This is a genomic window from Arthrobacter sp. NPDC093139 (assembly GCF_044754165.1).
Lineage (GTDB): Bacteria > Actinomycetota > Actinomycetes > Actinomycetales > Micrococcaceae > Arthrobacter.
The window spans coordinates 34,754-57,908 of sequence record NZ_JBIVOO010000021.1; the positions used below are offsets into that span (position 1 = coordinate 34,754).

At 67.1% G+C, this 23,155-nt stretch carries 20 protein-coding genes; 10 read left to right on the forward strand and 10 right to left on the reverse strand.

Features of this window, described 5'->3' with window-relative positions; genetic code table 11:
- Positions 1-141: 141 nt before the first annotated feature.
- The 4 genes from ACIP90_RS20835 to ACIP90_RS20850 are packed head-to-tail and all read right to left on the reverse strand — an operon-like array spanning position 142 to position 5,358.
- On the reverse strand, positions 142-954 hold the full coding sequence (locus ACIP90_RS20835) for a bifunctional allantoicase/(S)-ureidoglycine aminohydrolase (protein ID WP_400581622.1): 813 nt from the start codon (positions 952-954) through the stop codon (positions 142-144).
- Complete coding sequence (locus tag ACIP90_RS20840; RefSeq protein WP_400581623.1) at positions 951-2,255, reverse strand: DUF6986 family protein; 1,305 nt, start codon at positions 2,253-2,255, stop codon at positions 951-953. Before ACIP90_RS20840 ends, ACIP90_RS20835 begins: the two co-directional genes overlap by 4 nt.
- 3 nt (positions 2,256-2,258) lie before the next feature.
- Positions 2,259-3,857 carry a malate synthase A gene (aceB, locus tag ACIP90_RS20845; RefSeq protein WP_400581625.1) on the reverse strand — a complete coding sequence of 533 codons (1,599 nt, stop codon included), beginning with the start codon at positions 3,855-3,857 and terminating at the stop codon, positions 2,259-2,261.
- Between the two features lie 25 nt (positions 3,858-3,882).
- Positions 3,883-5,358, reverse strand: a complete 1,476-nt coding sequence (locus tag ACIP90_RS20850) for an NAD-dependent malic enzyme (protein WP_400581627.1) — start codon at positions 5,356-5,358, stop codon at positions 3,883-3,885.
- Positions 5,359-5,593: 235 nt separating this feature from the next.
- Here ACIP90_RS20850 and ACIP90_RS20855 point away from each other — a divergent pair, with 235 nt between their 5' ends.
- A complete protein-coding gene (locus ACIP90_RS20855) occupies positions 5,594-6,349 on the forward strand; it encodes an IclR family transcriptional regulator (RefSeq protein WP_400581628.1) in 756 nt (251 codons plus the stop codon).
- Between the two features lie 110 nt (positions 6,350-6,459).
- Here the strand turns inward: ACIP90_RS20855 and ACIP90_RS20860 are convergent, their stop codons facing one another.
- Both ACIP90_RS20860 and pucL read right to left on the reverse strand, forming a co-directional pair.
- Positions 6,460-7,941 carry a nucleobase:cation symporter-2 family protein gene (locus ACIP90_RS20860; RefSeq protein WP_400581629.1) on the reverse strand — a complete coding sequence of 494 codons (1,482 nt, stop codon included), beginning with the start codon at positions 7,939-7,941 and terminating at the stop codon, positions 6,460-6,462.
- Positions 7,942-8,114: 173 nt separating this feature from the next.
- The gene (gene pucL / locus ACIP90_RS20865) at positions 8,115-9,023 is read right to left on the reverse strand and encodes a factor-independent urate hydroxylase (RefSeq protein WP_400581630.1); all 909 of its coding nucleotides are present in this window, start codon (positions 9,021-9,023) and stop codon (positions 8,115-8,117) included.
- A gap of 362 nt (positions 9,024-9,385) precedes the next feature.
- On the opposite strand from pucL, the gene ACIP90_RS20870 reads away from it, so the two are divergent.
- Positions 9,386-9,583, forward strand: coding sequence for a hypothetical protein (locus tag ACIP90_RS20870; protein ID WP_400581631.1), 198 nt, complete (start codon positions 9,386-9,388; stop codon positions 9,581-9,583).
- Positions 9,584-9,690: 107 nt separating this feature from the next.
- Here ACIP90_RS20870 and ligD read toward each other — a convergent pair whose 3' ends face one another.
- Positions 9,691-10,935 carry a non-homologous end-joining DNA ligase gene (ligD, locus tag ACIP90_RS20875; protein WP_400581632.1) on the reverse strand — a complete coding sequence of 415 codons (1,245 nt, stop codon included), beginning with the start codon at positions 10,933-10,935 and terminating at the stop codon, positions 9,691-9,693.
- A gap of 100 nt (positions 10,936-11,035) precedes the next feature.
- Positions 11,036-12,424, reverse strand: a complete 1,389-nt coding sequence (locus ACIP90_RS20880) for an 8-oxoguanine deaminase (protein ID WP_400581633.1) — start codon at positions 12,422-12,424, stop codon at positions 11,036-11,038.
- 392 nt (positions 12,425-12,816) lie between these two features.
- Here ACIP90_RS20880 and ACIP90_RS20885 point away from each other — a divergent pair, with 392 nt between their 5' ends.
- From ACIP90_RS20885 to ACIP90_RS20915, 7 genes are all read left to right on the forward strand, one after another.
- Positions 12,817-13,308: a nucleoside deaminase gene (locus ACIP90_RS20885; RefSeq protein ID WP_400581634.1), complete on the forward strand. Its 492-nt coding sequence runs from the start codon at positions 12,817-12,819 to the stop codon at positions 13,306-13,308.
- 14 nt (positions 13,309-13,322) lie between these two features.
- A complete protein-coding gene (locus ACIP90_RS20890; RefSeq protein ID WP_400581635.1) occupies positions 13,323-14,870 on the forward strand; it encodes an NCS2 family permease in 1,548 nt (515 codons plus the stop codon).
- Between the two features lie 219 nt (positions 14,871-15,089).
- Entirely contained in the window at positions 15,090-16,433 is a 1,344-nt protein-coding gene (locus ACIP90_RS20895) for an XdhC family protein (protein ID WP_400581636.1), read from the forward strand.
- Entirely contained in the window at positions 16,424-17,374 is a 951-nt protein-coding gene (locus ACIP90_RS20900; RefSeq protein WP_400581637.1) for an FAD binding domain-containing protein, read from the forward strand. Before ACIP90_RS20895 ends, ACIP90_RS20900 begins: the two co-directional genes overlap by 10 nt.
- 2 nt (positions 17,375-17,376) lie before the next feature.
- On the forward strand, positions 17,377-20,247 hold the full coding sequence (locus ACIP90_RS20905; RefSeq protein WP_400581638.1) for a molybdopterin-dependent oxidoreductase: 2,871 nt from the start codon (positions 17,377-17,379) through the stop codon (positions 20,245-20,247).
- Between the two features lie 7 nt (positions 20,248-20,254).
- Complete coding sequence (locus tag ACIP90_RS20910; protein WP_400581639.1) at positions 20,255-21,235, forward strand: aldo/keto reductase; 981 nt, start codon at positions 20,255-20,257, stop codon at positions 21,233-21,235.
- 48 nt (positions 21,236-21,283) lie between these two features.
- Positions 21,284-21,910 (forward strand): uracil-DNA glycosylase, encoded by a 627-nt coding sequence (locus ACIP90_RS20915; RefSeq protein ID WP_400581640.1) that lies wholly within the window; start codon positions 21,284-21,286, stop codon positions 21,908-21,910.
- On the opposite strand, the gene nboR is transcribed toward ACIP90_RS20915, so the two are convergent.
- Positions 21,907-22,530 (reverse strand): nicotine blue oxidoreductase, encoded by a 624-nt coding sequence (gene nboR / locus ACIP90_RS20920; RefSeq protein WP_400581641.1) that lies wholly within the window; start codon positions 22,528-22,530, stop codon positions 21,907-21,909. The genes ACIP90_RS20915 and nboR overlap by 4 nt on opposite strands.
- 151 nt (positions 22,531-22,681) lie before the next feature.
- Here nboR and ACIP90_RS20925 point away from each other — a divergent pair, with 151 nt between their 5' ends.
- A complete protein-coding gene (locus tag ACIP90_RS20925; RefSeq protein ID WP_400581642.1) occupies positions 22,682-22,876 on the forward strand; it encodes a YegP family protein in 195 nt (64 codons plus the stop codon).
- Positions 22,877-22,933: 57 nt separating this feature from the next.
- Here ACIP90_RS20925 and ACIP90_RS20930 read toward each other — a convergent pair.
- The coding region (locus ACIP90_RS20930; RefSeq protein WP_400581643.1) for a hypothetical protein at positions 22,934-23,155 on the reverse strand (222 nt) is incomplete at its 5' end.

The window sequence follows — 23,155 nt, forward strand, 5'->3', positions numbered from 1 at the left end:
CGGCGCTGGACTCATCACAGGGAGGCCAGCCTGCCGGCACCACACATGTTCCTCGCGAGCCCTGAGAAGGTCAAGGGCCGGCTGCCGGTGCCTGCGTGGCCGGAAAGGCTCGAGATCCGGGTGGGGCAGGGGCGCGGCCGGCTAGGTCAGGCGGATCTGGCGGTTGACGTCCTTGTAGAGCAGGTAGCGGAAGTTCCCGGGGCCACCGGCGTAGCAGGCCTGCGGGCAGAACGCGCGCAGCCACATGAAGTCCCCGGCTTCCACCTCCACCCAGTCGTCGTTCAGGCGGTACACCGCCTTGCCCTCGAGGACGAAGAGCCCGTGCTCCATGACGTGGGTTTCTGCGAACGGAATGGACGCACCCGGCTTGAACGTCACGATGTTGACGTGCATGTCGTGTGCGAGGTCGTCCGGGTCCACGAAACGGGTGGTGGCCCACGCGCCCTCGGTGCCGGGCATGGGCCGCGGCTCGACGTCCTGGTCGCGGGTCACAAAGGACTTGGCCGTGTAGCCTTCCAGCGGTTCGTAGGCCTTGCGGACCCACTGGAAGCTGGCGATGCCGTCGGAGGAGTTGCTGACGGACCAGTCGGCGCCGGCCGCGAGGTAGGCGTAGCCGCCCTCCTCAAGGTGGTGGATTTCGCCGTCAAGGTTCAGGTCCAGCTTGCCTTTGGTGAGGAAGATGACGCCTTCGACGCCGGCCTCCGCCTCGGGCTTTTGGGATCCGCCGCCGGGAGCCACCTCAACGATGAGCTGGGAGAACGTGGTGGCGAAGCCGGCGATGGGCCGGGCGATGATCCAGGCGCGGGTATTGGTCCAGCCGGGGAGGTTGGAGGTGACGATGTCCCGCAGCACGCCCTTGGGAATGACGGTGTAGGCCTCCTTGACCACGGCCCGGTCGGTCAGGAGCTGGGTCTGCGGCGGCAGGCCGCCCTCAGGGAAGAAGTAGTTGCTCATGAGTGTGCTCCTTGCGGTGTAGACGAGAGGGGGGAGGTATGTGCGGCGAGCCGCGGATGGGCCAGGCCAGGAAGTTGGGGCAGTCCGACGCCGGCAAGCGCCAGGACTTCTTCGGCACCTACCGCTCCACATTGGACGCCGCGCAGCACGAACGCCGCCAGTGCACGGGCCGTGGCGGGCTCGTCCATGACCCCGCCCGCGGTCTGCTCGACGTAGTTGCGGAGGCGTGCCGCTGCCGCCGGAAGCCCCTGGCGGTAGAACGCATATGTTGCCGCGAACCGGCTGGGCAGCTGGGCCGGGTGCAGGTCCCAGCCCTGGTAGTAGCCGCGCTCGAGGGACCGCCGCACCAGCCGGCCGTGCAGCCGCCAGGCGTTTTCCACGTTGTCGCCAACGGGAATGATGTTGGTGGAGCCGTCCGAGAGCCGGATGCCGGTCCCTGCCACGGCCAGCTGCATGACCTCCTTGGCGAAGTCCGCCACCGGGTGCTCCATGGACTGGTACTCGGCCGAAATTTGCAGCGAGGCCGAATAGTCGTAGGTGCCGTAGTGCAGCCCGCTGATCCTGCCGGGAACAGCGGAGGGAAGCTGGGCGACGGGCGCGGTGCCGTCCGGGCCGAGGATGAGCTGGGGCGTCTCCACCTGCACCTCGAACCGGAGCCGGCCGGCGGGGAGCGAGTGGACTTCCTCCAGCCGGGAGACCGCATAGTCCATCGCCTGGACCTGGGCCACGGTGGTGACCTTGGGCAGGGTGAGGACCAGCCCCTCGGGCAGCTCGCCCGCCGCAGCCAGGCCGGACACGAAGAGGTCCAATGTGCGCAGGCCGCGGGCGCGGGTGGGTGCCTCGAAGCATTTGAAACGAATCCCGATGAAGGGCGGCGCCGACCCGGCCGCAACTGCGGCGGCCACAGCGGAAGCCGCAGCAACAGCGGCGGCGTCCTCGGCGTCGTCGCCCCTGTCCCCAAAGCCGTCCTCGAAGTCGAGGCGCAGATCCTCGATCGGTTCGCTGCCGAGTTTGGCCTCCACCCGCGACGCCACGGCCTCGGCAAGCTCCGCGTCCTGGCCCAACAGCGCGCCCAGGTGCGGGAGCCCGCCGTGGGCGGCCGCCGTCGACAGCGCCTGGGCGCCCCAGTCGGCCGCGAACGACGGCGTGAACCGGTCCGCCGGGATGTACACCGTGTGAACGGGCTGGCGGGAGCCGTCGTCGCCCGGGTAGTTCTGCTCCAGCAACCGGTCGGTGGCCGCCAGCTGGGAGTCGATCCGGGCGAGGTCGGCCGCGCCTAGTGATGGTTCGGGTACTGCCATGCCTCAGCCCACCAGTTCGTAGGCCGGCGTGGTGAGGAAGTCCGTGTAGTCCTCTGAAAGGCAGATGTCCGCGATCAGGCTGCTGGCGGGCTGGTAGTAGCGCTCGAAGGCCTCCTCGCCCACCTCGCCGCGCAGCTTCTCGGTCTCCTCGGCCAGGATCTTCGTGACCAGCTCGCGCGTGACCGTGTTGCCGGTGTCGGCCAGGACCACCTTGTTGCGGATCTGCTGCCACACCTGTGAGCGGGAGATCTCCGCTGTCGCAGCATCCTCCATGAGGTTGTGGATGGCCACCGCGCCGTTGCCCGAAATCCACACCGCCGTGTAGGCGACGGCGACATAGAGGTTCAGGCGCAGCCCGGCCTCCGTGACCTGGCCGTCGGCCGAGGCGATGTCCAGCAGCTGGCCGGCGGTCACGGAGACGTCCGGGCGCTGCTTGTCCAGCTGGTTCGGGCGCTCGCCGAGGACGGCGTCAAACACCTCACGGCAGATGGGAACGAGGTCCGGGTGGGCCACCCAGGAGCCGTCGAAGCCGTCGTTCGCCTCGCGGGTCTTGTCCGCGCGGACCTTCTCGAAGGCCTGCGCCGTGACTTCGGGTTCGCGGCGGTTGGGGATGACGGCCGCCATGCCGCCCATCGCGAAGGCCCCGCGGTGGTGGCAGGTCTTGACCAGGAGCTCCGTGTACGCGCGCATGAAAGGCGCCGTCATGGCCACAGTGGCACGGTCCGGCAGGACGAAGCTGGCACCGGCGTCGCGGAAGTACTTGATGATGCTGAACAGGTAGTCCCAGCGGCCGGCGTTCAGGCCGGAGGCGTGGTCGCGGAGTTCGTAGAGGATCTCGTCCATTTCGAACGCAGCCGGGATGGTCTCGATCAGCACGGTTGCGCGGATGGTCCCCTGGTTGAGGCCGAGGAAGTCCTGCGCGAAGACGAACACGTCGTTCCACAGGCGGGCCTCGAGGTGGCTCTCCATCTTGGGCAGGTAGTAGTACGGGCCGTGGCCGTTGAGCACCAGCTGCTTGGCGATGTGGAAGAAGTGCAGGCCGAAGTCCACGAGGGCACCGACGGCGGGTTCGCCGTCGATCAGCAGGTGCCGTTCCTCCATGTGCCACCCGCGCGGGCGGGCCACGACGACGGCGAGCGGGGCATCGGTGCGGAGCCGGTACTCCTTGCCTTCCGGGGAGGTGTAGCTCAGGGTCCCGGTGGCAGCATCACGCAGGTTCAGGATGGCGTCGATGACGTTGGCCCACGTGGGGGTGCTGGCGTCCTCGAGGTCGGCAAGCCATACCTTCGCACCGGAGTTCAGCGCGTTGATGGCCATCTTGGCGGGCGAGGCGGGGCCCGTCATCTCGACCCGGCGGTCCTGCAAGGCGGCCGGTGCCGGCGCAACCTTCCAGTCGCCGTCGCGCACGTCCTGGGTGTCCGGCAGGAAATCGAGGCTGCCGGTCCGGGCCACGTGCTCGCGCTTGGCGGCCCGGGCCTCGAGGAGGTCGGCGCGGGTGCCGGCGAAGCGCTTGTGGAGCTCTTCGACGAACGCCAGGGCCTTCGGGGTGAGAATCTCCTCTGCCCGCTCGATCGGCCGGGGGTCTGTGACTGTGATAGCCATTGTTGGTCCTTTCCAGGGCTGCTAATCAGGCGTCGGCGAAGGCTGCTGTGGGGGCGGCAGCAGGTGCTGCTGCTTCCATTGTGTCCTCGATTGCCGCCGGTGAGGTGTGGACACCGGCTGCTGCGTGGGCCGCGGCGGCCACTGCGGCCGCGACGTCTCCGGCCACGTGGGGGTCGAACACGCTGGGGATGATGTAGCTGGCGTTGAGCTCATCGTCGGCAACGCGGTTGGCGATGGCATCGGCGGCGGCCACCAGCATCTCGGGGGTGATGTCGGAGGCACCGGCGTCCAGCAGCCCGCGGAAGAAGCCGGGGAAGGCCAGCACGTTGTTGATCTGGTTGGGAAAGTCGCTGCGCCCCGTGGCGACGACGGCGGCATGGCGGGAGGCGACGGCGGGGTCGATTTCCGGCGTCGGGTTGGCCATGGCGAAGACAATCGCGTCCTTGGCCATCGAGGCAACCTGCTCCTCGCCGATCACGTGCGGTGCGCTGACGCCGATAAACACATCGGCGTCGCGGAGGGCCTCGTGCAGGGTGCCGGAGAATCCCTCCTCGTTGGTATTGGCGGCGATCCAACTGCGGTGCTCGTCGTTGTATTGCTCGCCTGAGTGGATGGCACCGGAACGGCCGGCGGCCACGATGTGCCTCGCGCCCTGGGCCTTGAGCAGCTGGATGATTGCCGAGCCGGCGGCGCCCACGCCGGAGACGACGATCCGCACCTCGTCGAGCTTCTTACCGACGACGCGCAGCGCATTGGCGAGGGCGGCGAGCGTGACGATGGCCGTGCCGTGCTGGTCGTCGTGGAAGACCGGGATGTCGAGTTCGTCGCGGAGCCGGTTTTCGATCTCGAAGCAGCGGGGGGCCGCGATGTCCTCGAGGTTGACGCCGCCGTAGACCGGGGCGAGGGCCTTGACGATCCTGATGATCTCTTCGGTGTCCTGCGTGTCCAGGCAGACCGGCCAGGCGTCGACGTTGGCGAACTGCTTGAACAGCGCAGCCTTGCCTTCCATCACGGGAAGCGCGGCGGCCGGGCCGATGTTGCCCAGGCCAAGAACGGCCGAACCGTCAGTGACCACGGCGATCGTGTTCCGCTTGACGGTGAGGTTCCGGGCGGCGTCGGGGTTTTCCGCAATGGCGAGGCAGACGCGGGCGACGCCGGGGGTGTAAGCGCGGGAGAGGTCGTCGCGGTTACGCAGGGCCACCTTGGGAACCACTTCGAGCTTGCCGCCCAGGTGCATCAGGAAGGTGCGGTCCGAGACGTTCCGGACCTTGACGCCGTCGAGGGCGTTAAGGGCGTCCTTGACCCGGTTGGCGTGGTCGTCGTCGGTGGTGTTGCAGGTGACGTCCACAACCAGGGTCTCGTGGTGGGACTCGGTGACGTCCAGGGCCGTGATGGCCGCACCGGCGGCGCCCACGGCCGCCGCGAGTTCGCTGGTGGCGGTGAAGCTGGACGGCGCCTCGACGCGCAGGGTGATCGAATTTCCGGGGCTCGGGTTCGCCATTGAGTGTCCTCCTGGTTGGGCCCATCGCTGGGCTTGGCTGTCGCCACTGAATGTTTTCGTATTATGGATATTATTATCTACTTTATGGAAATACAAGCCCCTTTGGTCTCTGTTCGGTGCATCGGTTGCCTGCATCGACGCGGACCCGGCCGTACTGTATGTTGGGATTTCTAAGCAGTTCTTTTCACAATGCGGATAAGAGTTGTCGCAATCTACACCTGCAGGAGACGACGGAATGGCCGAGAAAGCCGCGGGAGGCGTGCAGTCCGTTGAGCGCGTCTTCGAACTTTTGGAACTCATCACGGAAGCCGGGGGAGACGTCACGCTCAGCGAGCTCTCGTCCTCCACTGACCTGCCCCTGCCCACCATTCATCGCCTCCTCCGCACGTTGGTCACCTTGGGCTACGTCCGCCAGTTGCCGAACCGCCGCTATGCCCTGGGACCCCGGCTGATCCGCCTCGGCGAGGGCGCCAACAAGCAGCTTGGGGCCCTCGCGCGGCCACAGCTCAAGTCCCTCGTGGACCGGCTCGGTGAGACATCCAACATGGCCGTGCTCGATTCGGACATGGTCATCTACGTTGCCCAGGTCCCTTCGCTCCACTCGATGCGCATGTTCACCGAGGTGGGCCGCCGCGCGCATACCCACGACACCGGCGTGGGCAAGGCCATCCTCGCGCAGCTTGACGACGAGGCCGTCCGCGGGATTGTGTCCCGGACCGGCATGCCGACGCCCACGCCCAAGAGCATTGGCGACATCGACGCCCTGCTGGCGGACCTGAAGCTCATCCGCGAGCGCGGGTACTCCATCGACGAGGAGGAGCAGGAACTCGGTGTCCGCTGCTTCGCCATGGCAGTGCCGAACGCGCCCACCCCAACGGCCATTTCCGTGTCCGGGCCGGTGTCGCGGGTGGACAAGTCCTTTGCCGATCGCGCCGTGCCGCTGCTCCGCGAAGCGGCCCAGGCGATCTCGAACGAGTTCAACCAAAACTGACCCCCGCCGTCGTTCTTCCACTACAACCTCCCACTGCAGCGCGAACCAGCAGGTAATGCCCCCAAATCTCGGATTTGAGGGCATTACCTGCTGGTTCGCGCTTTGGTGGGTCAGTGCTCGGACGCGGAGGAGGCCTGGATGGGGACTTCCTTGCCGTCGCAGTCAATCAGCTTGCCGCCCTCGAAGCGGTCGCCGTCGGCCAGGCACTGCAGGTCCTCCTCCCGGACCACGCGCCCGGTGCCGGCAACAAAGACCGACTGATTCTCCGAGTTGCCTGCCTTGAGGTGGTTGAAGAGCAGGTTCAGCAGGATGGCCATGACAGCCGCCGAGCTGATGCCCGAGTGGAAGATGGTGCCGAACCAGGACGGGAACTGGTCGTAGAACGCCGGGGCGGCAATCGGGATCATGCCGAACCCGATGGACGCCGCCACGATGATCAGGTTCATGTTGTTCTTGTACTCCACTTTGGCCAGTGTCCGGATGCCGCTGGCGGCAACGGTTCCAAAGAGTACGACGCCGGCACCGCCCAGGACGGGGGTCGGCACCGCTGCAACCACACGGCCAAGCACCGGCAGCAGGCCCAGAATGACCAGGATGAGGCCGCCGGCGCTCACCACGAAGCGGCTCTTGACGCCGGTGATGGCCACCAGGCCCACGTTCTGGGCGAAGGCGCTCTGCGTGAAGGAGTTGAACAGCGGGGAGACGGCGCTGGAGAGCATGTCCGCCCGCAGGCCGTCGCCGATGCGCTTGGAGTCCACCTTGGTGCCCACGATCTCGCCCACGGCAATGATGTCCGCTGACGTTTCGGTGAGGGTCACGAGGATGACGATCAGCATGGAGATGATGGCGGCGACCTCGAACGTGGGTGCGCCAAAGGCGAACGGGGTGGGAAAGGCGACGATTTCGCCCTGGCCCACCTTGGAAAAATCAGCCATGCCGAAGATGAAGGCGATGACCGTGCCCAGAACCATGGCCAGCAGGATGGAGAGGCGGGAGATTGCTGCGCTGCCCACCTTGCTGAGCAGGAGGACGATTGCCATGGTGGCGGCGGCCAGGCCGATGTTGGCCATGCTGCCGTAGTTGGGTGCCTTGCTGTTGCCGCCCATGGCCCAGTTGGCCGCAACCGGCATCAGCGTCAGGCCGATGGTGGTGATGACCGTTCCGGTGACCACCGGCGGGAAGAACCGGATGATCTTGGAAAACAGCGGCGTGATCAGCAGGCCGATCAGCGAGGCCGCAATCACCGAGCCGAAGACCGCCTGGATGCCGCCGCCGCCATGGACGATCGCAACCATCGTGGAGACGCCCGCGAAGGAGACGCCCTGGACCAGCGGGAGCTGGGACCCGAAGAACCGGATGCCGACGGTCTGAAGGATGGTGGCCAGGCCGCCGACGAAGAGGCAGGCGGCGATCAGCAGGCCGATGTCCTGTGATGACATGCCGGCGGCCGCACCAATGATCAGCGGCGGGGCAATGATGCCTCCGTACATGGTGAGGACGTGCTGGAACCCGTAGGCAAACGTGGCCCCAAGGGACAGTCTCTGGTCTTCGGGGCGGGCTGCCGCTGTGCGGGCTTTTTTCTTGGTGTTCATGGCAGACTTTCTTGGTTCATGGCAGACGCCTTCGTCTGGCTAACAATGTCTGGCTAACAGGGTGTTCTGATTGCTGGGCCGGTGCGGAGCCTGGACCGGCAGGGTGCCCGCGCCGGGAGCCATCCCTGAGGGGATGGAAACTCCCGGCGCGGATGTGTAAGAGGGTGCGGCGTCTAGCAGAAGCCGGCGATGCCGGACCAGGCGATCTCCGCCGGGGCAGCGTCTTCGCGCTGGACCGTGGCCTCGATCAGGCCGTAGGGCCGGTCGGCAGCGAAGAAGACCTCATTGGGGTTGTCCAGACCGAAGGGCGAAAGGTCCACCAGGAAGTGGTGCTTGTTGGGCATCGAGAACTTGATCTCATCGATCTCGTTGTGCGCCTCAAGGACCTTGGCCCCCATGTCGAACAGGGTCTGCTGCAGGGCGTGGGAGTACTTCTCCGTGAATCCTTCGAGCAGCAGGCCCTTGATGTCCTCATAGCTCTTGTTGAAATCAAACGTGCTGAAGTCCGTGCCCGCTTTGAACCGCCAGCGTGCGGAGACGTCGGTGGCGAGGATGCGGTCGGTGGTCTCCGGCAGGGTGGTGTATTTGTCCTTCGGGTACCCCACGAAGCCGGATTGCGTTGACTTCAGGACGGTCAGGTCCTTGAGCCCGGAAATGAGGTGGGTCTGCGTCCCGTCCTTTACAAGAACGGCGGTGCGCACCTCCTGGCCGTTACGGACAAAGGAGTGGTCGTGCCCCGCGCCGTGGGCCTGGATGCGGTCCCAGCTGTAGGATTCGGCTTCCCAGCGCCCGCCGGTGACCCAATCGAAGCTTGAAGTGAAGTGCTCGCCAAGGCGCAGCAGGAACGTCTCCGGTGAGCCAATGCCATTCTTGGCGAAGGCGTAGATGGTGTTCTTCTGGGTGTCCGTGGCCACGACGTGGCTGTTGTCACCCTCGAGGTGGGCGGCGGCGAAGTCGCCACGGAGCTGTGAGGTGACATTCAGGTCTTCAATTTCGTGGCGGTCAGTGTCCCGGGTGATTTTGACGACGCGGACTTCAGCCTTGCCGTACTGGTTCTGGCCGAGGATGATCTTGCTGCTCATTGGTCTGTTCCCAACTTCCGTGAGGTGGAACCGAGGTTCCATCATTGAAATTAAGCGCGCGTTTCAGGCGCGTTTCCGATGGCGCCGACCCAACAAAAAAGAGCCGGCATCCAGTGATGCCAGCTCATTACGACCCTGCCTGCTGCTCCCAGGTTACGTGACCCACGCCACGAATTGCTTACAAGCGTAGCCCAGCCACTCCGGTGGCGTACATCACTTTCTGAAATTTTTGATTGTGACCGTCCGTCCGCAAGGCCTCTTGACGGTCAGCTGCCGTCGTCCTAGACTTTTCGTATAGCAAAAGAATTATTCCGAAATGCGGAAAAGCTCATTCGGAAGCAGCTTAGGAAAAGGAGGATCAGATGTCCCCGCAGGACCAGTACCCGGCCACCCCGTCCATTGCACCGGCCCAGCCAGCCGCGCCTTCAGTCCAGGAGTTCTACCTCCCCCGAGGCGGCGGAGCGGATCCGGATTTCTATCTTCCCGCGGACCGTACACACGCGCCGGGCCGGATCTCCCGCTGGATCCATCGGCTTCCGGTCTTCGGCAGGCGGCCGTAAGCAGGCGCTAGGCGCCACCCGAACCGCCGCACGACGCGCAAAGGGTCTGGCGACACCGGTATTCAGGTGTCGCCAGACCCTTTGCGCGTCGCCAGACCATTTGCGCGTCAGGCCCCTGGGTGCCCCGGCCACTCCTTGCCCGCCCATGGGTCGTAGTCGGCGATGAGCTCCTCCTGCGGCGGACGCTCCGCCTCGGGGACGTGCTGCAGGTTCACCCGCACCCTGTACCAGAGCGAGCTCGACCCGCGCATACCGTCGATCAGAACATCGGCGGGGTGCAGGGCAGGGACCACGTCCGCATGCCGGGACTTCCACTCGTCGAGGGCCGTGAGTGCCTCGGGCTTGGTCTTGGTGCGCGCCACCTCGATGAGCGGCATCACTGACTGCCGGCGGCCGGAGCTGTCGCCACTGCGCGGCGGCTTGTCGGCGGGACCGAGGTCAGCAGCCAAGGCGAGAAGCCCGTCAAGCGTGCCGACCGCGTCGTTGATGCCGGCATGAGGATCTCCCAGATCTGTGAAGCGCTCCGGCACTGTCCGCACCGTGAACTGTTCCGGCCGGGCGGAGCGGACTTCGTGCCATGCGAGCGGGGTCGAGACCCTGGCATCGGGCAGGGGCCGGACCGAGTATGCCGATGCCACGGTGCGGTCCTTCGCATTCTGGTTAAAGTCAACGAACACACTCTCGCCGCGCTCCTCCTTCCACCACCGCGCGGTGGCCAGGCCGGGAGCGCGGTTTTCGACTTCCCGGGCAAGGGTCTCGGCAGCGAGCCGCACGTCACGGTACGACCACTGCGGCGCGATGCGAACGAGAATATGCAGTCCCCGTGACCCGCTCGTCTTTGGCCACCCCACGAGTCCCACGTCGTCGAGGACCTCCTGAGCGACGTACGCGACGTCGACGATCTGGGACCAGTCGACCCCCGGCATTGGATCGAGGTCGACCCGGAGCTCGTCGGGGTGCTCGAGGTCCTCGGCGCGCACCGGATGCGGGTTAAGATCGAGGCAGCCAAGATTCACCACCCATGCCAGGCCCGCGGCGTCGCGGATGACGGCTTCCTCCGCCGACGTCCCGGACGCGTAGTGCAGCGTGGCCGTGTCGATAAAGTCGGGGTGGTTTTCGGGCACGCGCTTCTGGAAGAACGGCTCAGAGTCGATGCCCTTCGGAAAGCGCTTGAGCACCATTGGCCTGCCGCCCGCCCCACGCAGAGCGCCATCCGCGACGGCCAGGTAGTAGCGCACCAGGTCGAGCTTCGTCAGCCCGGGCTCGGGGAACACCACCTTGTCCGGGCTCGAGATGCGCACCTCGGTGCCGGCAATGGTGAGGATCTCGGCCGGCGTCTTCGACGGATTCATGCCGCCACGCTAGCAGCAGGCCCACACCATTTCGATGGTTCCCTGCCCACTAGGTGGTTTGAGCCATCGTGTGTGCAGGGAACCATCGAAACGGCGGAGGTCAGCCGGCGACCAGTCTCCGCGCCGCCGCTGAATGCTCTGCGATGAGCCGGCCGAGATCCAGTCCGGGAATCTGTCCGTCCACCACCCGCCACCGGCCGCCCACCATCACCCGGTCCGCGCGGTCCGCGGCGCACAGCAGCAGGGCCGCGACGGGGTCGTGGCTGCCGGAGAACCGCAGGTCATCCAGCCTGAAGAGCACCAGGTCCGCCTGCATCCCGGGAGCCAGCTGGCCGAGGTCGTTTCGCCCGAGCACTGCCGCCGATCCGCGCGTGGCCCAGCCCAGCGCCCGCTCGACGGGCACCTGCGCGCCGTAGCGCAGCCGCTGCAGGTACAGCGCCTGCCGCGCCTCGAGGATCATGTTGGAGGCATCGTTCGACGCCGATCCGTCCACTCCCAGCCCCACGGGGGCTCCCGCGTCCTCGAGTTCCAGGACGCGTGCGACGCCGGATGCCAGCCGCATGTTGGAGGTCGGGCAATGCGCGACTGCTGTGCCTGCGGCCCCCAGCCGGGCGATCTCGGCATCGCTGAAATGGATCCCGTGCCCCAGCCATGTCCGCTTGGTCAGCCAGCCCACGCTGTCCAGGTAGTCCACGGTGCGCAGCCCGAACATCTTCCGGCAGAACTCCTCTTCGTCCAGGGTCTCGGCCAGGTGAGTGTGCAGCCGGACATCCAGCCGTTCGGCCATCAGTGCGCTCTCGGCCATGATTTCCTTCGTGACCGAAAACGGCGAGCACGGTGCCAGCGCTATCTGGATCACGGCACCTTCGCCACGTTCGTGGTACTGCCCGACCAGGCGCTCGCTGTCGGCCAGGATCACTTCCGGCGCCTGTACCGTCGACTGCGGCGGCAGGCCGCCGTCGTTCTCTCCCAGGCTCATGGAGCCGCGGGTGAGGGTTGCCCGCATTCCCAGCCTGCGGACCGCCCCGACTTCAATGTCGATGGCGTCTTCCATGCCTGCCGGGAACAGGTAGTGGTGGTCGGCTGCCGTGGTGCAGCCGGAGAGCAGAAGCTCGGCGAGGGCCACCGTCGCTGCGAGTTCGAGATCCCGCGGTGTGAGCCGCGCCCACACCGGGTAGAGGTTCTGCAGCCACGGGAACAACGGGGCGTTGGCTACCGGCCCCCACGCCCGGGTCAGCGTTTGGTAAAAGTGGTGATGCGTGTTGATCAGGCCAGGCAGGAGCACGTGGCCGCCGGCGTCGAAGATCTCTTCGCAGGGCGCGGACGGGTGTTCGCCTGCGCCAAGCACCTCGGTGATCCTGCCTTCGCAAACCACCACGCCGCCCGAGGCGTCAAGGGTGTTGGCGGAGAAGGCGGCGAGCGGATTGCGGATCCAGAGCCGGGATCCGGGGTGCGTGGGCGTAACGGGGTGCGAATCTGCTTGGGTCATGGTGGGTTCCTGTCTGAGCGTGCCGATGCAATGCCAGCTCAGTGGTGCCCTGTCTGCTGATCCAGGGGCCCGCCGGCAGTGCGGCGGTAGGGCCAGCGTAGGGTCGCCAATCCGGTACGTCAACGCACCTGATTGTGACCACCGATGGCCAGAGCGGCCGTGACAATTCGGAAACCCGGATTTCACATCACGAAATTAACTTTTCAAAAACTATGGCGCAGGCCACACTCCGATGCTAATCTCGATGTTGCCAAAGGCGGGCACCCGGAGACCGGGAAGCTATCTACCAGGCGCAACTAAACCTTCAAAGCACATGCTGAAGCCTGGTATCCGTCGCAACTGGTATTTGATCCCGCCACGGGGTACCGGCTTCCACTCCAAGGGAGCGCATCATGAGTACCACCGTCACGGCCGAAAAATTCCTGGCCAGGTCCATCGAGCTTGCAACCGCGAACGTCCTCAACAGCGGAGGGCCGTTCGGCGCGGTCATTGTCACCGCCGACGGCCAGGCGTTCGACGGCGTTAACCGCGTCACCGCCACCAACGATCCCACCGCCCACGCCGAGGTCACGGCAATCCGCCGGGCCTGCAGTGAGCTCGGGACCTTCGACCTTCGCGGAGCCACCCTCTACAGCAGCTGTGAGCCCTGCCCCATGTGCCTGGCCTCGGCTTTGTGGGCACGCATCGACCGCGTGATTTTCGCGGCGGACCGTCACGACGCCGCCTCCGTCGGCTTCGATGACGCCGTTTTCTACGAGTACTTCGACAACGCCGACCGGGACGCCCTTATGCCGGTCGCCAAACTGGGGCTCGAAGGCACGTCCCCGGCCATTCTCGAGCCGTTCACCACGTGGAACACGCTCGATTCCAGGATCGACTACTAGAGGCTGTGGTTCCAATGACCATCCTTGACACAACCCCCGACGGCCCCGAGACCCCGGCCAGGCACGCCACCCCCAAGCCGGCCCGGCAGCCCGCACAGTCCGGAACGGATCCCAGGAACCGGCCCCCGGCGTCGAACGCCTTCCTGGACCGCTTCTTTCACATCACCAAACGCGGCTCAACCCTGGCACGCGAACTGCGCGGCGGGCTGGTCACGTTCTTCACCATGGCTTACATCGTCATCCTCAACCCCCTGATCCTGGGCGGCTTCAGCGCAGACAACGCACCAACAGATGTGGCCGGCGGCTGGCTGTCCGCTGCACAGGTCGGGGCGGTCACCGGGCTTACAGCCGGCGTCATGACCATCCTCTTCGGGCTGATCGCCAACCTGCCCTTCGGGCTCGCCGCCGGACTCGGCATCAACTCCTTCCTCGCCGTCGCCGTCATCCAGGAGGTCACCTGGGCCGAGGCCATGGGGCTCGTGGTCATCAACGGCGTGCTGATCGTGCTGTTCGGCGTCACCGGCGCGCGGACCGCGATTTTCCGGGCGGTACCGAAGGAGCTCAAGGCAGCGATCACCGTGGGCATCGGCCTGTTCATCGCCTTCATCGGCTTCGTGGACTCCGGCTTTGTCCGCTCCACCGCGGGCGGGCCTCCGGTCCAGCTGGGGGATAACGGCTCCATTACCTCCGTGCCCACCCTGGTGTTCATCGTGGGCCTGCTCGCCATGGGCATCCTCGTCGCCCGCAAGGTGCAGGGCGGGCTGCTGATCGGCATCGTGGCCACCACGGTGCTGGCCGCCGTCGTCGAAGCCGTGTTCCACATCGGTCCGGCCACCAAGGACAACCCCGGCGGCTGGCACCTGAACACGCCGGTCCTTTCAGGCCAGCTGGTTTCGGCGCCGGACCTGGGCCTGGTTGGCCAGTTCGACCTCTTCGGTGCCTTCGGCAGGATCGGTGCGCTCGCGGCCACCATGCTCGTCTTCACCCTGGTGTTCACCAACTTCTTCGACGCCATGGGCACCATGACGGGGCTCGCCAAGAGTGCCGGCGTAGCCCACAAGGACGGGACCTTCCCGCGGCTCAAGTCGGCCTTCATCGTGGAAGGCGTCGGCGCAGTGGCCGGAGGTGCGACCTCCGGGTCCTCCAACACCGTGTACATCGACTCAGCGGCGGGCATCGGGGAAGGCGCCCGCACTGGTCTGGCCTCGGTGGTCACCGGCATCCTGTTCCTCGGCTCCATGTTCCTCACCCCGCTCACCAGTGTGGTGCCGCTGGAAGTGGCCGCGGCGGCGCTGGTTGTGGTGGGCGCGATGATGATGGCGCAGATCCGCGAGATCAAGTTCACCAAGTTCGCCGTAGCGCTGCCCGCGTTCCTGACGATCGTCACCATGCCACTGAGCTACTCGATCGCCAACGGCATCGGCGTGGGCTTCGTGTCCTGGGTGGTAATCGGGGCGGCCTCCGGCAAGGCGAAGAAGATCCATCCGCTGATGTGGGTGGTGACCGCGGGATTCCTGGTCTACTTCGCCCGGGGACCGGTCAGCGCGCTGCTCGGCGCGTAGGGGCCGGCATAGACCGGACCGGGACAGGCAGATGGGGCCTGTCCCGGTCCACCCACAGCCCACCCGCCGTGAATCAGCCCACCCGCCGTGAATCCGTCCACCCGCCCTTCCGCCCAGCCGCAAGCCCACTGATGCCCCGTCGCCGGTGATGCTTCCCCCGGCCACTGATAGGAACGAGAATATGGAAAATACCGCAGCCCAGGAAAAGGGAGTGCTGCCATGCTGGATCTGATGCCGTCCCTCGCCGGGTGGTTGCCGGCGGCCTCGGGACAACGATGCGCTGTTGCCACCGTGGTGGGAACCAGCGGCTCCGTGCCGCGCCCCATGGGCACCTCGATGATGGTGTCTGAGTCAGGCGAGGTCCTCGGCAGCCTCTCCGGCGGGTGCGTGGAGGGGGCGGTCGTTGAGGCCGCGCTGGATGCAATGCGCGACGGCGGCACGCGGCTTGAGCTGTTCGGTTACAGTTCGGCGGACGCTTTCGCGGTCGGCCTCACCTGCGGGGGCCAGCTTGAGGTCCACATTGAACCCCTGGACGCGCTGGGCGGGCCCCACCTTGGCGAACTGCTGCAGTGGCAGGAGCCGGAGAGCCCCTTGGCACTCATCCGCAGGGTGGACCGCAACGGGAGCGGCGCCGTCGTCATTCTGGATCCGTCCACGTTCAAGGCGGCGGAATCCGCCGGGCTGGCAGCACTCCTCGGCCTTAACGGCCCGCACGGTGGCCCGCCAAACGGCGCGGATGCCAGCGCCGCCGGCCGCGCATTGGGGGCGGCCGGAGCGCAACTGGACCCCTTGCTGCGCGCAGGACGCACCGGCCTGGTCCGGCTCGCACCCGCCGGAGGCTGCTTCACGGCGACACCCGGCCGGGAGGGCTCAGGCATCCCACAGCCGGAGCCCGTCACGCTCCTGGTGGAAAGCCGGCTGCCGGCGCCGCGGATGCTGGTGGTTGGCGCCAACGACTTCGGGGCGGCCTTGGTGCCGGCGGCGAAGCTGCTCGGGTACCGCGTGACACTCGTGGACGCACGCCCTGCCTTTGCCTCCCAGGACCGTTTTGAGGCCGCCGATGACGTTGTGGCGGAGTGGCCCCACCGGTACCTCGCGGCCGAAGCAGCCGCTGGAAGAATCGACCCGCGTACGGCCATCTGCGTCCTCACCCACGATCCCAAGTTCGACATTCCGCTGCTGGAAAAGGCGCTCGCACTTGACGTTGCCTTCGTCGGAGCGATGGGCTCGCGGCGCAGCCACCGGCAGCGCGTGGACGAACTTCTGGCCTCGGGCGTAACGCCGGAACACCTGGCCCGCCTCCATTCCCCGATCGGGCTCGACCTGGGAGCCGTCACACCGGCGGAGGTCGCCGTCTCGATCATGGCCGAGCTGATAGCCGCGCGCACCATCACCGGCTGCACTGTCACTGCCTCCGGCGGGGCGGCCACGTATGCCCCGCTGCGGGACGGCGCCGGCCCCATCCACCACCTCAGCGCAGACATTCCCACAGGAGGCACCTCCACAGCAGGCACCTCCATAGACGGCACCTCCAGAGAAGGACACGAGACGCCATGGACATGAACACGATCGAGGCCGTGGTCCCCACGACGGACCCCGCCGAATGGCGCGCCGGCGACGCCTGGCTCGCAGGCGGCACCGTGCTGTTCTCCTACGGCAGCTACGCGTTCGGTGCCGAGCCGCTCCGGCGGCTGCTGGACCTTGGCTCGGCGGACTGGCCGGCCATCACCGTGACGGAAAACGGAATCGAGCTGGCTGCCACGTGCACAGTCGCGGAGCTTTATGCCCTTCCGGACTCGGCGCAGGTAGCCGGCAGAGCCGGTGTGTGGCCCGGCCTTGACCTCATCCGCCCCTGCTGCGATTCCTTTGTGGCCTCCTTCAAGGTGTGGAACATGTCCACAGTGGGCGGCAACCTCTGCACCTCCCTGCCGGCAGGGCCCATGATCTCGCTCTGCGCCGGCCTCGACGGCACAGCCGGCATCCTCGGCCCGGGCGGCTCCAGCAGGGAGCTGCCCGTGACGGACCTGGTGACCGGGGACGGGCAGAACGCCCTGGCGCCCGGCGAGCTGCTCCGCAGCATCCGGCTCCCCGCCGCTGCACTGACCGCACGCGTGGCATTCCGCCGCCTCTCACTCAGCAACCTCGGCCGTTCCGGGGTGCTGCTCATTGGAAGGCACGAGGCCGGTGGGCAGCTGACACTCACGGTCACCGCTGCAACGAAACGGCCAGTACAGCTGCGCTTCGCCCATGTGCCGGACGCCACCGAACTCAGCCACGGGCTGGACGAAGCCATCCCGGACACCCTGTACCACGACGACATCCACGGGCTCCCCGAGTGGCGCCGGGACATGACCTACCGGCTGGCCGAGGAGATCCGCGGCGAACTTGCCGCGCCGGAGGGCGCCCGGCCCGGGGCGGTCTCCGGCGACTTCTGGCCGCCGGAACGGCACGCCCCCCGCACACCGCCCGCCAGCACACCGCCCGTCCCGAAGAAAGACGCCTGAGTATGACCATCGACATCAACGGAGTACCCGCCGGCGCGGCGCCGCGCCCGGGCCAGTGCCTGCGCACCTTCCTGCGCGAGCAGGGCAACCTGGGCGTCAAAAAGGGCTGCGACGGCGGCGACTGCGGAGCATGCACGGTGCACGTGGACGGCACACCCGTGCACAGCTGCATCTATCCGGCAGTGCGCGCCGAAGGCCACGCCGTGACCACCATCGAGGGTCTGGCCGCCACCGTGAATGAAGGCACCGGGAATGCCGGCAGCGCGGGGAGTGCCGCCCTGCACCCGATGCAGCAGCAGTTCCTGGACCGGCAGGGCTTCCAGTGCGGCTTCTGCACTGCCGGCATGGTCATGACCGCCGCGACTTTCGACGAATCCCAGAAGGAGAACCTGCCCCGGAACCTCAAAGGCAACCTTTGCCGGTGCACGGGCTACCGCGCCATCGGGGACGCCATCTGCGGGCGCGAGGGGCATCCTGACCCGCAGGGCCCGGGATCCGGCGTCGCCGGGAAAGGCCAGTCGGAGCCGACGCCGGGGCAGCTCGGGGACGATGTGCCCGCTCCGGCCAGCCGCGCCGTGGTTACCGGCCAGGCCCGCTACACGCTGGATGTGCCGGCAGATGAACTTCAGGGATTGCTGCACCTGAAGCTGCTGCGCTCGCCGCACGCGCACGCCCGGGTGCTCTCGATCGACAAGGCCGCGGCCCTGGCGGTTCCGGGAGTGGTGGCCGTCTTCACCCATGAGGATGCGCCGGCCCAGCTGTTCTCCAGTGCCCAGCACGAGCTTTACACGGACGACCCCGATGACACCCGCCTGCTGGACGACGTGGTGCGGTTCCGCGGGCAGCGGGTTGCCGCCGTAGTGGCCGAATCGGTGGCGGCAGCGGAAGCGGGCGTCCGGGCGCTGGACGTGAGGTACCAGGAACTGCCGGCCGTGTTCACACCCCAGGACGCCATCCTGCCCGGAGCGCCGGCGCTCCACGGTGACAAGGACGGCACCGCGGCGAGGATCTCCCGGCCCAAGGAGAACGTGGTGGCCGAACTGCATTCCGAACTCGGCAGCGTGGAGGCCGGATTCGCGGAGGCCGACGTCATCCACGAGCAGACCTACCGGACGCAGCGTGTGCAGCACGTGGCCCTCGAAACACACTCCTCCATCGCCTCCGTGGACGACGACGGGCGGCTGCACATCCGCACGTCGAGCCAGGTGCCGTTCCTGGTGCGGCGCACGCTTTGCCGCCTCTTTTCGCTGCCCGAGGAGCAGGTCCATGTGGTGGCAGGCCGTGTGGGCGGCGGGTTCGGCGGCAAGCAGGAGGTGCTCACAGAGGATATCGTGGCGCTCGCGGCCCTGAAACTGAAACGGCCGGTGCAGCTCGAGTTCACCAGGACCGAGCAGTTCACGGCCAGTACCACCCGGCACCCCTTCACCATCCGGCTCAAGGCCGGCGCCGCGAACGACGGCCGGCTCACTGCACTGCAGCTGGACGTGCTCACCAACACCGGCGCCTACGGAAACCATGCCCCGGGTGTCATGTTCCACGGCTGCGGAGAATCCCTGGCCGTGTACAAGTGCGCGAACAAGAAGGTCGATGCCCAGGCTGTGTACACCAACACCGTTCCCGCCGGTGCATTCCGCGGCTACGGCCTGAGCCAAATGATCTTCGCCATTGAATCCGGGATCGACGAACTAGCCACAGGCATCGGGATGGACCCGCTCGAATTCCGCCGCCGCAACATGGTCCGCGAGGGGGACGACATGCTCTCCACGCACTCCGAGCCGGAAGAGGACGTCCACTACGGCAGCTACGGGCTGGAGCAGTGCACGCGGCTGGTGCAGGACGCCCTGGAACGTGGCCGTGACCGGTACCGCGCAGCCGGGCTGGACGACCTGGGGCCGGACTGGGTCACCGGCGAGGGCACTGCGCTGTCCATGATCGACACCGTCCCGCCGCGCGGACACTTCGCCCATGTGAAGCTCAGGCTCCTGCCGGACGGGACGTACGCCGCCGACGTCGGGACGGCCGAATTCGGCAACGGCACCACCACGGTCCACGCCCAGCTCGCGGCCTCCGCACTGTCCACGTCGGCGGCGCACGTGGCCGTCCGGCAGGCGGACACGGACCTCATCGAGCACGACACGGGCGCGTTCGGTTCTGCCGGAACGGTGGTGGCCGGCAAGGCGACGCTCGCCGCGGCAGAGGAACTGGCGGTAAGGATCCGTGCGTTCGCCGCCGGGGTCCGCCAGGTCCAGGCGTCGGGCTGCGTGCTCGACGGCGACGCCGTGGTCTGCGGGGGAACGCGCGTGCCGCTGTCGGAACTCGCGTACGAGGCCGCGGAGGCCGGCGTCGAGCTGGTCGCCGAAGGCCGCTGGGGCGGCACGCCGAGGTCCGTCGCGTTCAACGTCCACGGTTTCCGGGTTGCCGTCAACACCGGGACCGGGGAGCTGCGGATCCTGCAAAGCGTGCAGGCCGCAGACGCCGGCGTCGTGGTGAATCCGCGGCAGTGCCGCGGCCAGATCGAAGGCGGCATCGCCCAGGCGCTGGGCGCCGCGCTGTACGAGGAAGTCAGGGTGGACGACGGCGGCCGCGTCACCACGGACATCCTCCGCCAGTACCACATCCCGTCCTTCGCGGACGTGCCGCGCAGCGAGGTTTATTTCGCCGAGACCAACGACAAACTGGGACCGCTCGGTGCGAAGTCCATGAGCGAAAGCCCCTTCAATCCCGTGGCGCCTGCCCTGGCCAATGCCATCAGGAACGCCACCGGCCTGCGGTTCGCCGACCTGCCGATTGCGCGGGACAAGATCTATCTGGGACTGAAGGAGGCCGGACTCGTCCCGTCACCATCAAGCCCGAGCCTTTCAGGCAACATATAGTCGGGGAATGGAACAACGGACTTTAGGGAAAACCGGACGGGACGTCTCCGTCGTCGGACTTGGCACGTGGCAGCTCGGTGCGGACTGGGGAAACGTTGACCCGGCGCAGGCCCGGGCCGTCCTCGACGCCTCGGCGGAAGCCGGCGTGACGTTCTTCGACACCGCCGACGTCTACGGGGACGGGCGGAGCGAGCAGGCCATCGGGGCATTCCTGGCGGACAATCCCGGGCTGGAGCTTACCGTGGCAACGAAGATGGGCCGCCGGCTGGAGCAGCGACCGGAGAACTACAATCTCGCCAACTTCCGCGAGTGGGTGGACCGCTCACGGCGCAACCTGCGCACTGACTCCCTCGACCTGGTCCAGCTGCACTGCCCTCCCACCGCCGTCTACAGCAACGCGGAGGTCTACGACGCCCTCGACACGCTCGTCTCTGAAGGCGCCATCAAGAACTATGGCGTCAGCGTGGAGCGCACCGACGAGGCACTCGAAGCCATGCGCCATGAGAGCACCGCGTCCGTGCAGATCATCCTGAACGCCTTTCGGCTCAAGCCGCTGGATGAGGTGCTTCCCGCCGCCAAGGCCGCCGGCGTGGGAATCATCGCGCGCGTGCCCCTGGCTTCGGGACTGCTGTCAGGCAAGTACACCAAGGACACGTCGTTCGCCGCTGACGACCACCGGAACTTTAACCGCAGCGGCGACTCCTTCGACGTCGGCGAGACATTCTCCGGCGTGGACTACGGACTGGGCCTCAAGGCCGTGGCCGAATTTGAACAGCTGGTGCCGGAGGGCATCAGCACTGCCCAGGCGGCCATCGCCTGGATCGTGGCCCAGGAGGGCGTCACCTCGGTCATCCCCGGAGCCCGCACTGTGGAGCAGGCGCAGTCCAATGCGGGAGCGGCCGGTGTCCGTCTCGGCGAGGAATTCGACGACGGAGTGCGCTGGATTTACGACCACTACTTCCGCGAAGCAATCCACCCCCGCTGGTGACCTGTGGCGTCGTCGGGCTTCGAAGGCTTTATTGACCGGCTCGCCGCTGTGAAAACCCCGCCCGGTTGCACTAACTTCTTCGACCACTCAACGCCCGCGAACGCCCTGCGCCGGCAAAATCTGGCGGCGTATTTCGGGGAAATGCGTCACCGGGCACCGAAGGTGCTGCTGGTGGGCGAAGCTCCGGGTTTCCGCGGCATGAGGATTACCGGCGTTCCCTTTACCAACCGCACCATGCTCGAGGGGCCCGCCAATCCCCTCGGGCTGTTCGGGCCAGGGAAAGGGTATCTGCTGCCGCCCGACGCCGCCGGCGTCGCGGCGGAGCCGACGGCGACCGTGATGTGGGAGGTCCTGGCCGAGCTCGACGTCCTCCCCGTGCTGTGGAGCGCCTGCCCGTGGCATACGCATGTGCCGGGACAGCCGCTGTCCAACCGCACACCGACGTCCGCTGAGGCGGCTTTGGGCATCCCGTTCTGGCAAGAGCTGACCGAACTTTTTCCCATCGAAACAGTCGTGGCAGTGGGAAACGTCGCGTACCGCAGCCTCCGCGGCAGCGGCCTTGACGTACCAAAAATCAGGCACCCCGCCCATGGCGGCAAGGCCCGCTTCAAAGAGGGGCTGCAGGAACTTCTCGCAGCGGGCGTGCTGCAGCAGCTGCACCAGCAGTCCAACTAGTCCAGCAGGTGCAGCTGGTCCGGGGTATCGAGGTCTTCCCCGACGGGCTGACCTGAGCCCGGAGACGGGGTGCAGTCCACCAGGTCGATGAGCTCCGGGCGCGCCTGCAGGAAGTGCCGGGCACCGGCGTCGCCTGTTGCCGAGGCCGCGGCTGCCGCGCGCAGTGAGGCGTCAAGGAGCAGCGGATGCCCGCGCCGGAGTTCGCCTAAGGCATCAGGGTAGGCGGCAGCCGTGACGCGCCCGGTCCGGTGGGCCTGCAGCAGCCGGGCCACTATATCCGGCGTCAGTCCCGGCTGGTCCACGAGGGCCACAAGCACATGGTCCCCGGGCCGGGCGGTGGCGAGGCCCAACTTCAACGAACTGCCCATCCCGGATGGCCACTCCGCGTTGTCCACCACGGCATGCCGACGGAGGTCGGTTGATGCCCGCACAACCGGGGCGCCTGCCCCGAGGACCACCACCACCTCGCGGCAGCCGCCGTCGGACAGCACGTCGGCCAGCACCTCAACGAGGGTACGTCCCCGGAACGGCAGCAGGGCCTTCGGGCCGCGGCCCAGCCTGGTGCCGGCCCCCGCCGCGAGAAGGACGGCGGTGGTGGCCGGCGCGGGGTTGTCTGCCATGTCCTCACCTTAGGACGGGCGGCGGCACCTGGAAAACTACCGGCTGGTAGGGCTGGTTACTCCAGTTAGTGGTCGCTAACCTCGTAAATGTCGTGTTGGCAATTGGGGGCTACAGGCGGCTGCAATGGCGCGGCCGTTAGAAGGAGCGCAGATGGCAGGCACATTTGAAATAGTAAGCGCGGGACAGGGATCGTTCCGCTTCCGACTGAAGGCAGACGACGGCACCTTGGTTGCCGTTTCACCGAGTTTCCCGAACATCAAAGCAGTTGTGGCGGGCATTACCGCGGTCCGCGAAAATGCGGCCACCGGGTTTGTCGTAGACCGGCGAGCTTCTCGGGCAAGCTGAGTTCCCGCGAATTCATTGGGCCGCCGTTCTGTGTGACCCGCGGGAAGTCCGGCGCTATTAGGCGTCGCCGCCCGCTCCTCCGGTGGTGCCCGCGTTGACGTCGAGGAGCTTGTAGCGGTCCATGGCGTATGACGGCGCCCCCTCCTCGACCTCGCCCCTCGCCGCGAGCATTTGCAGGGTCTTCACCACGATGGAGTGGGTGTCGTTCTTGAAGAAGCGGCGTGCTGCGGCGCGGGTGTCGGAGAAGCCGAAGCCGTCGGCGCCGAGGGAGGCGAACTC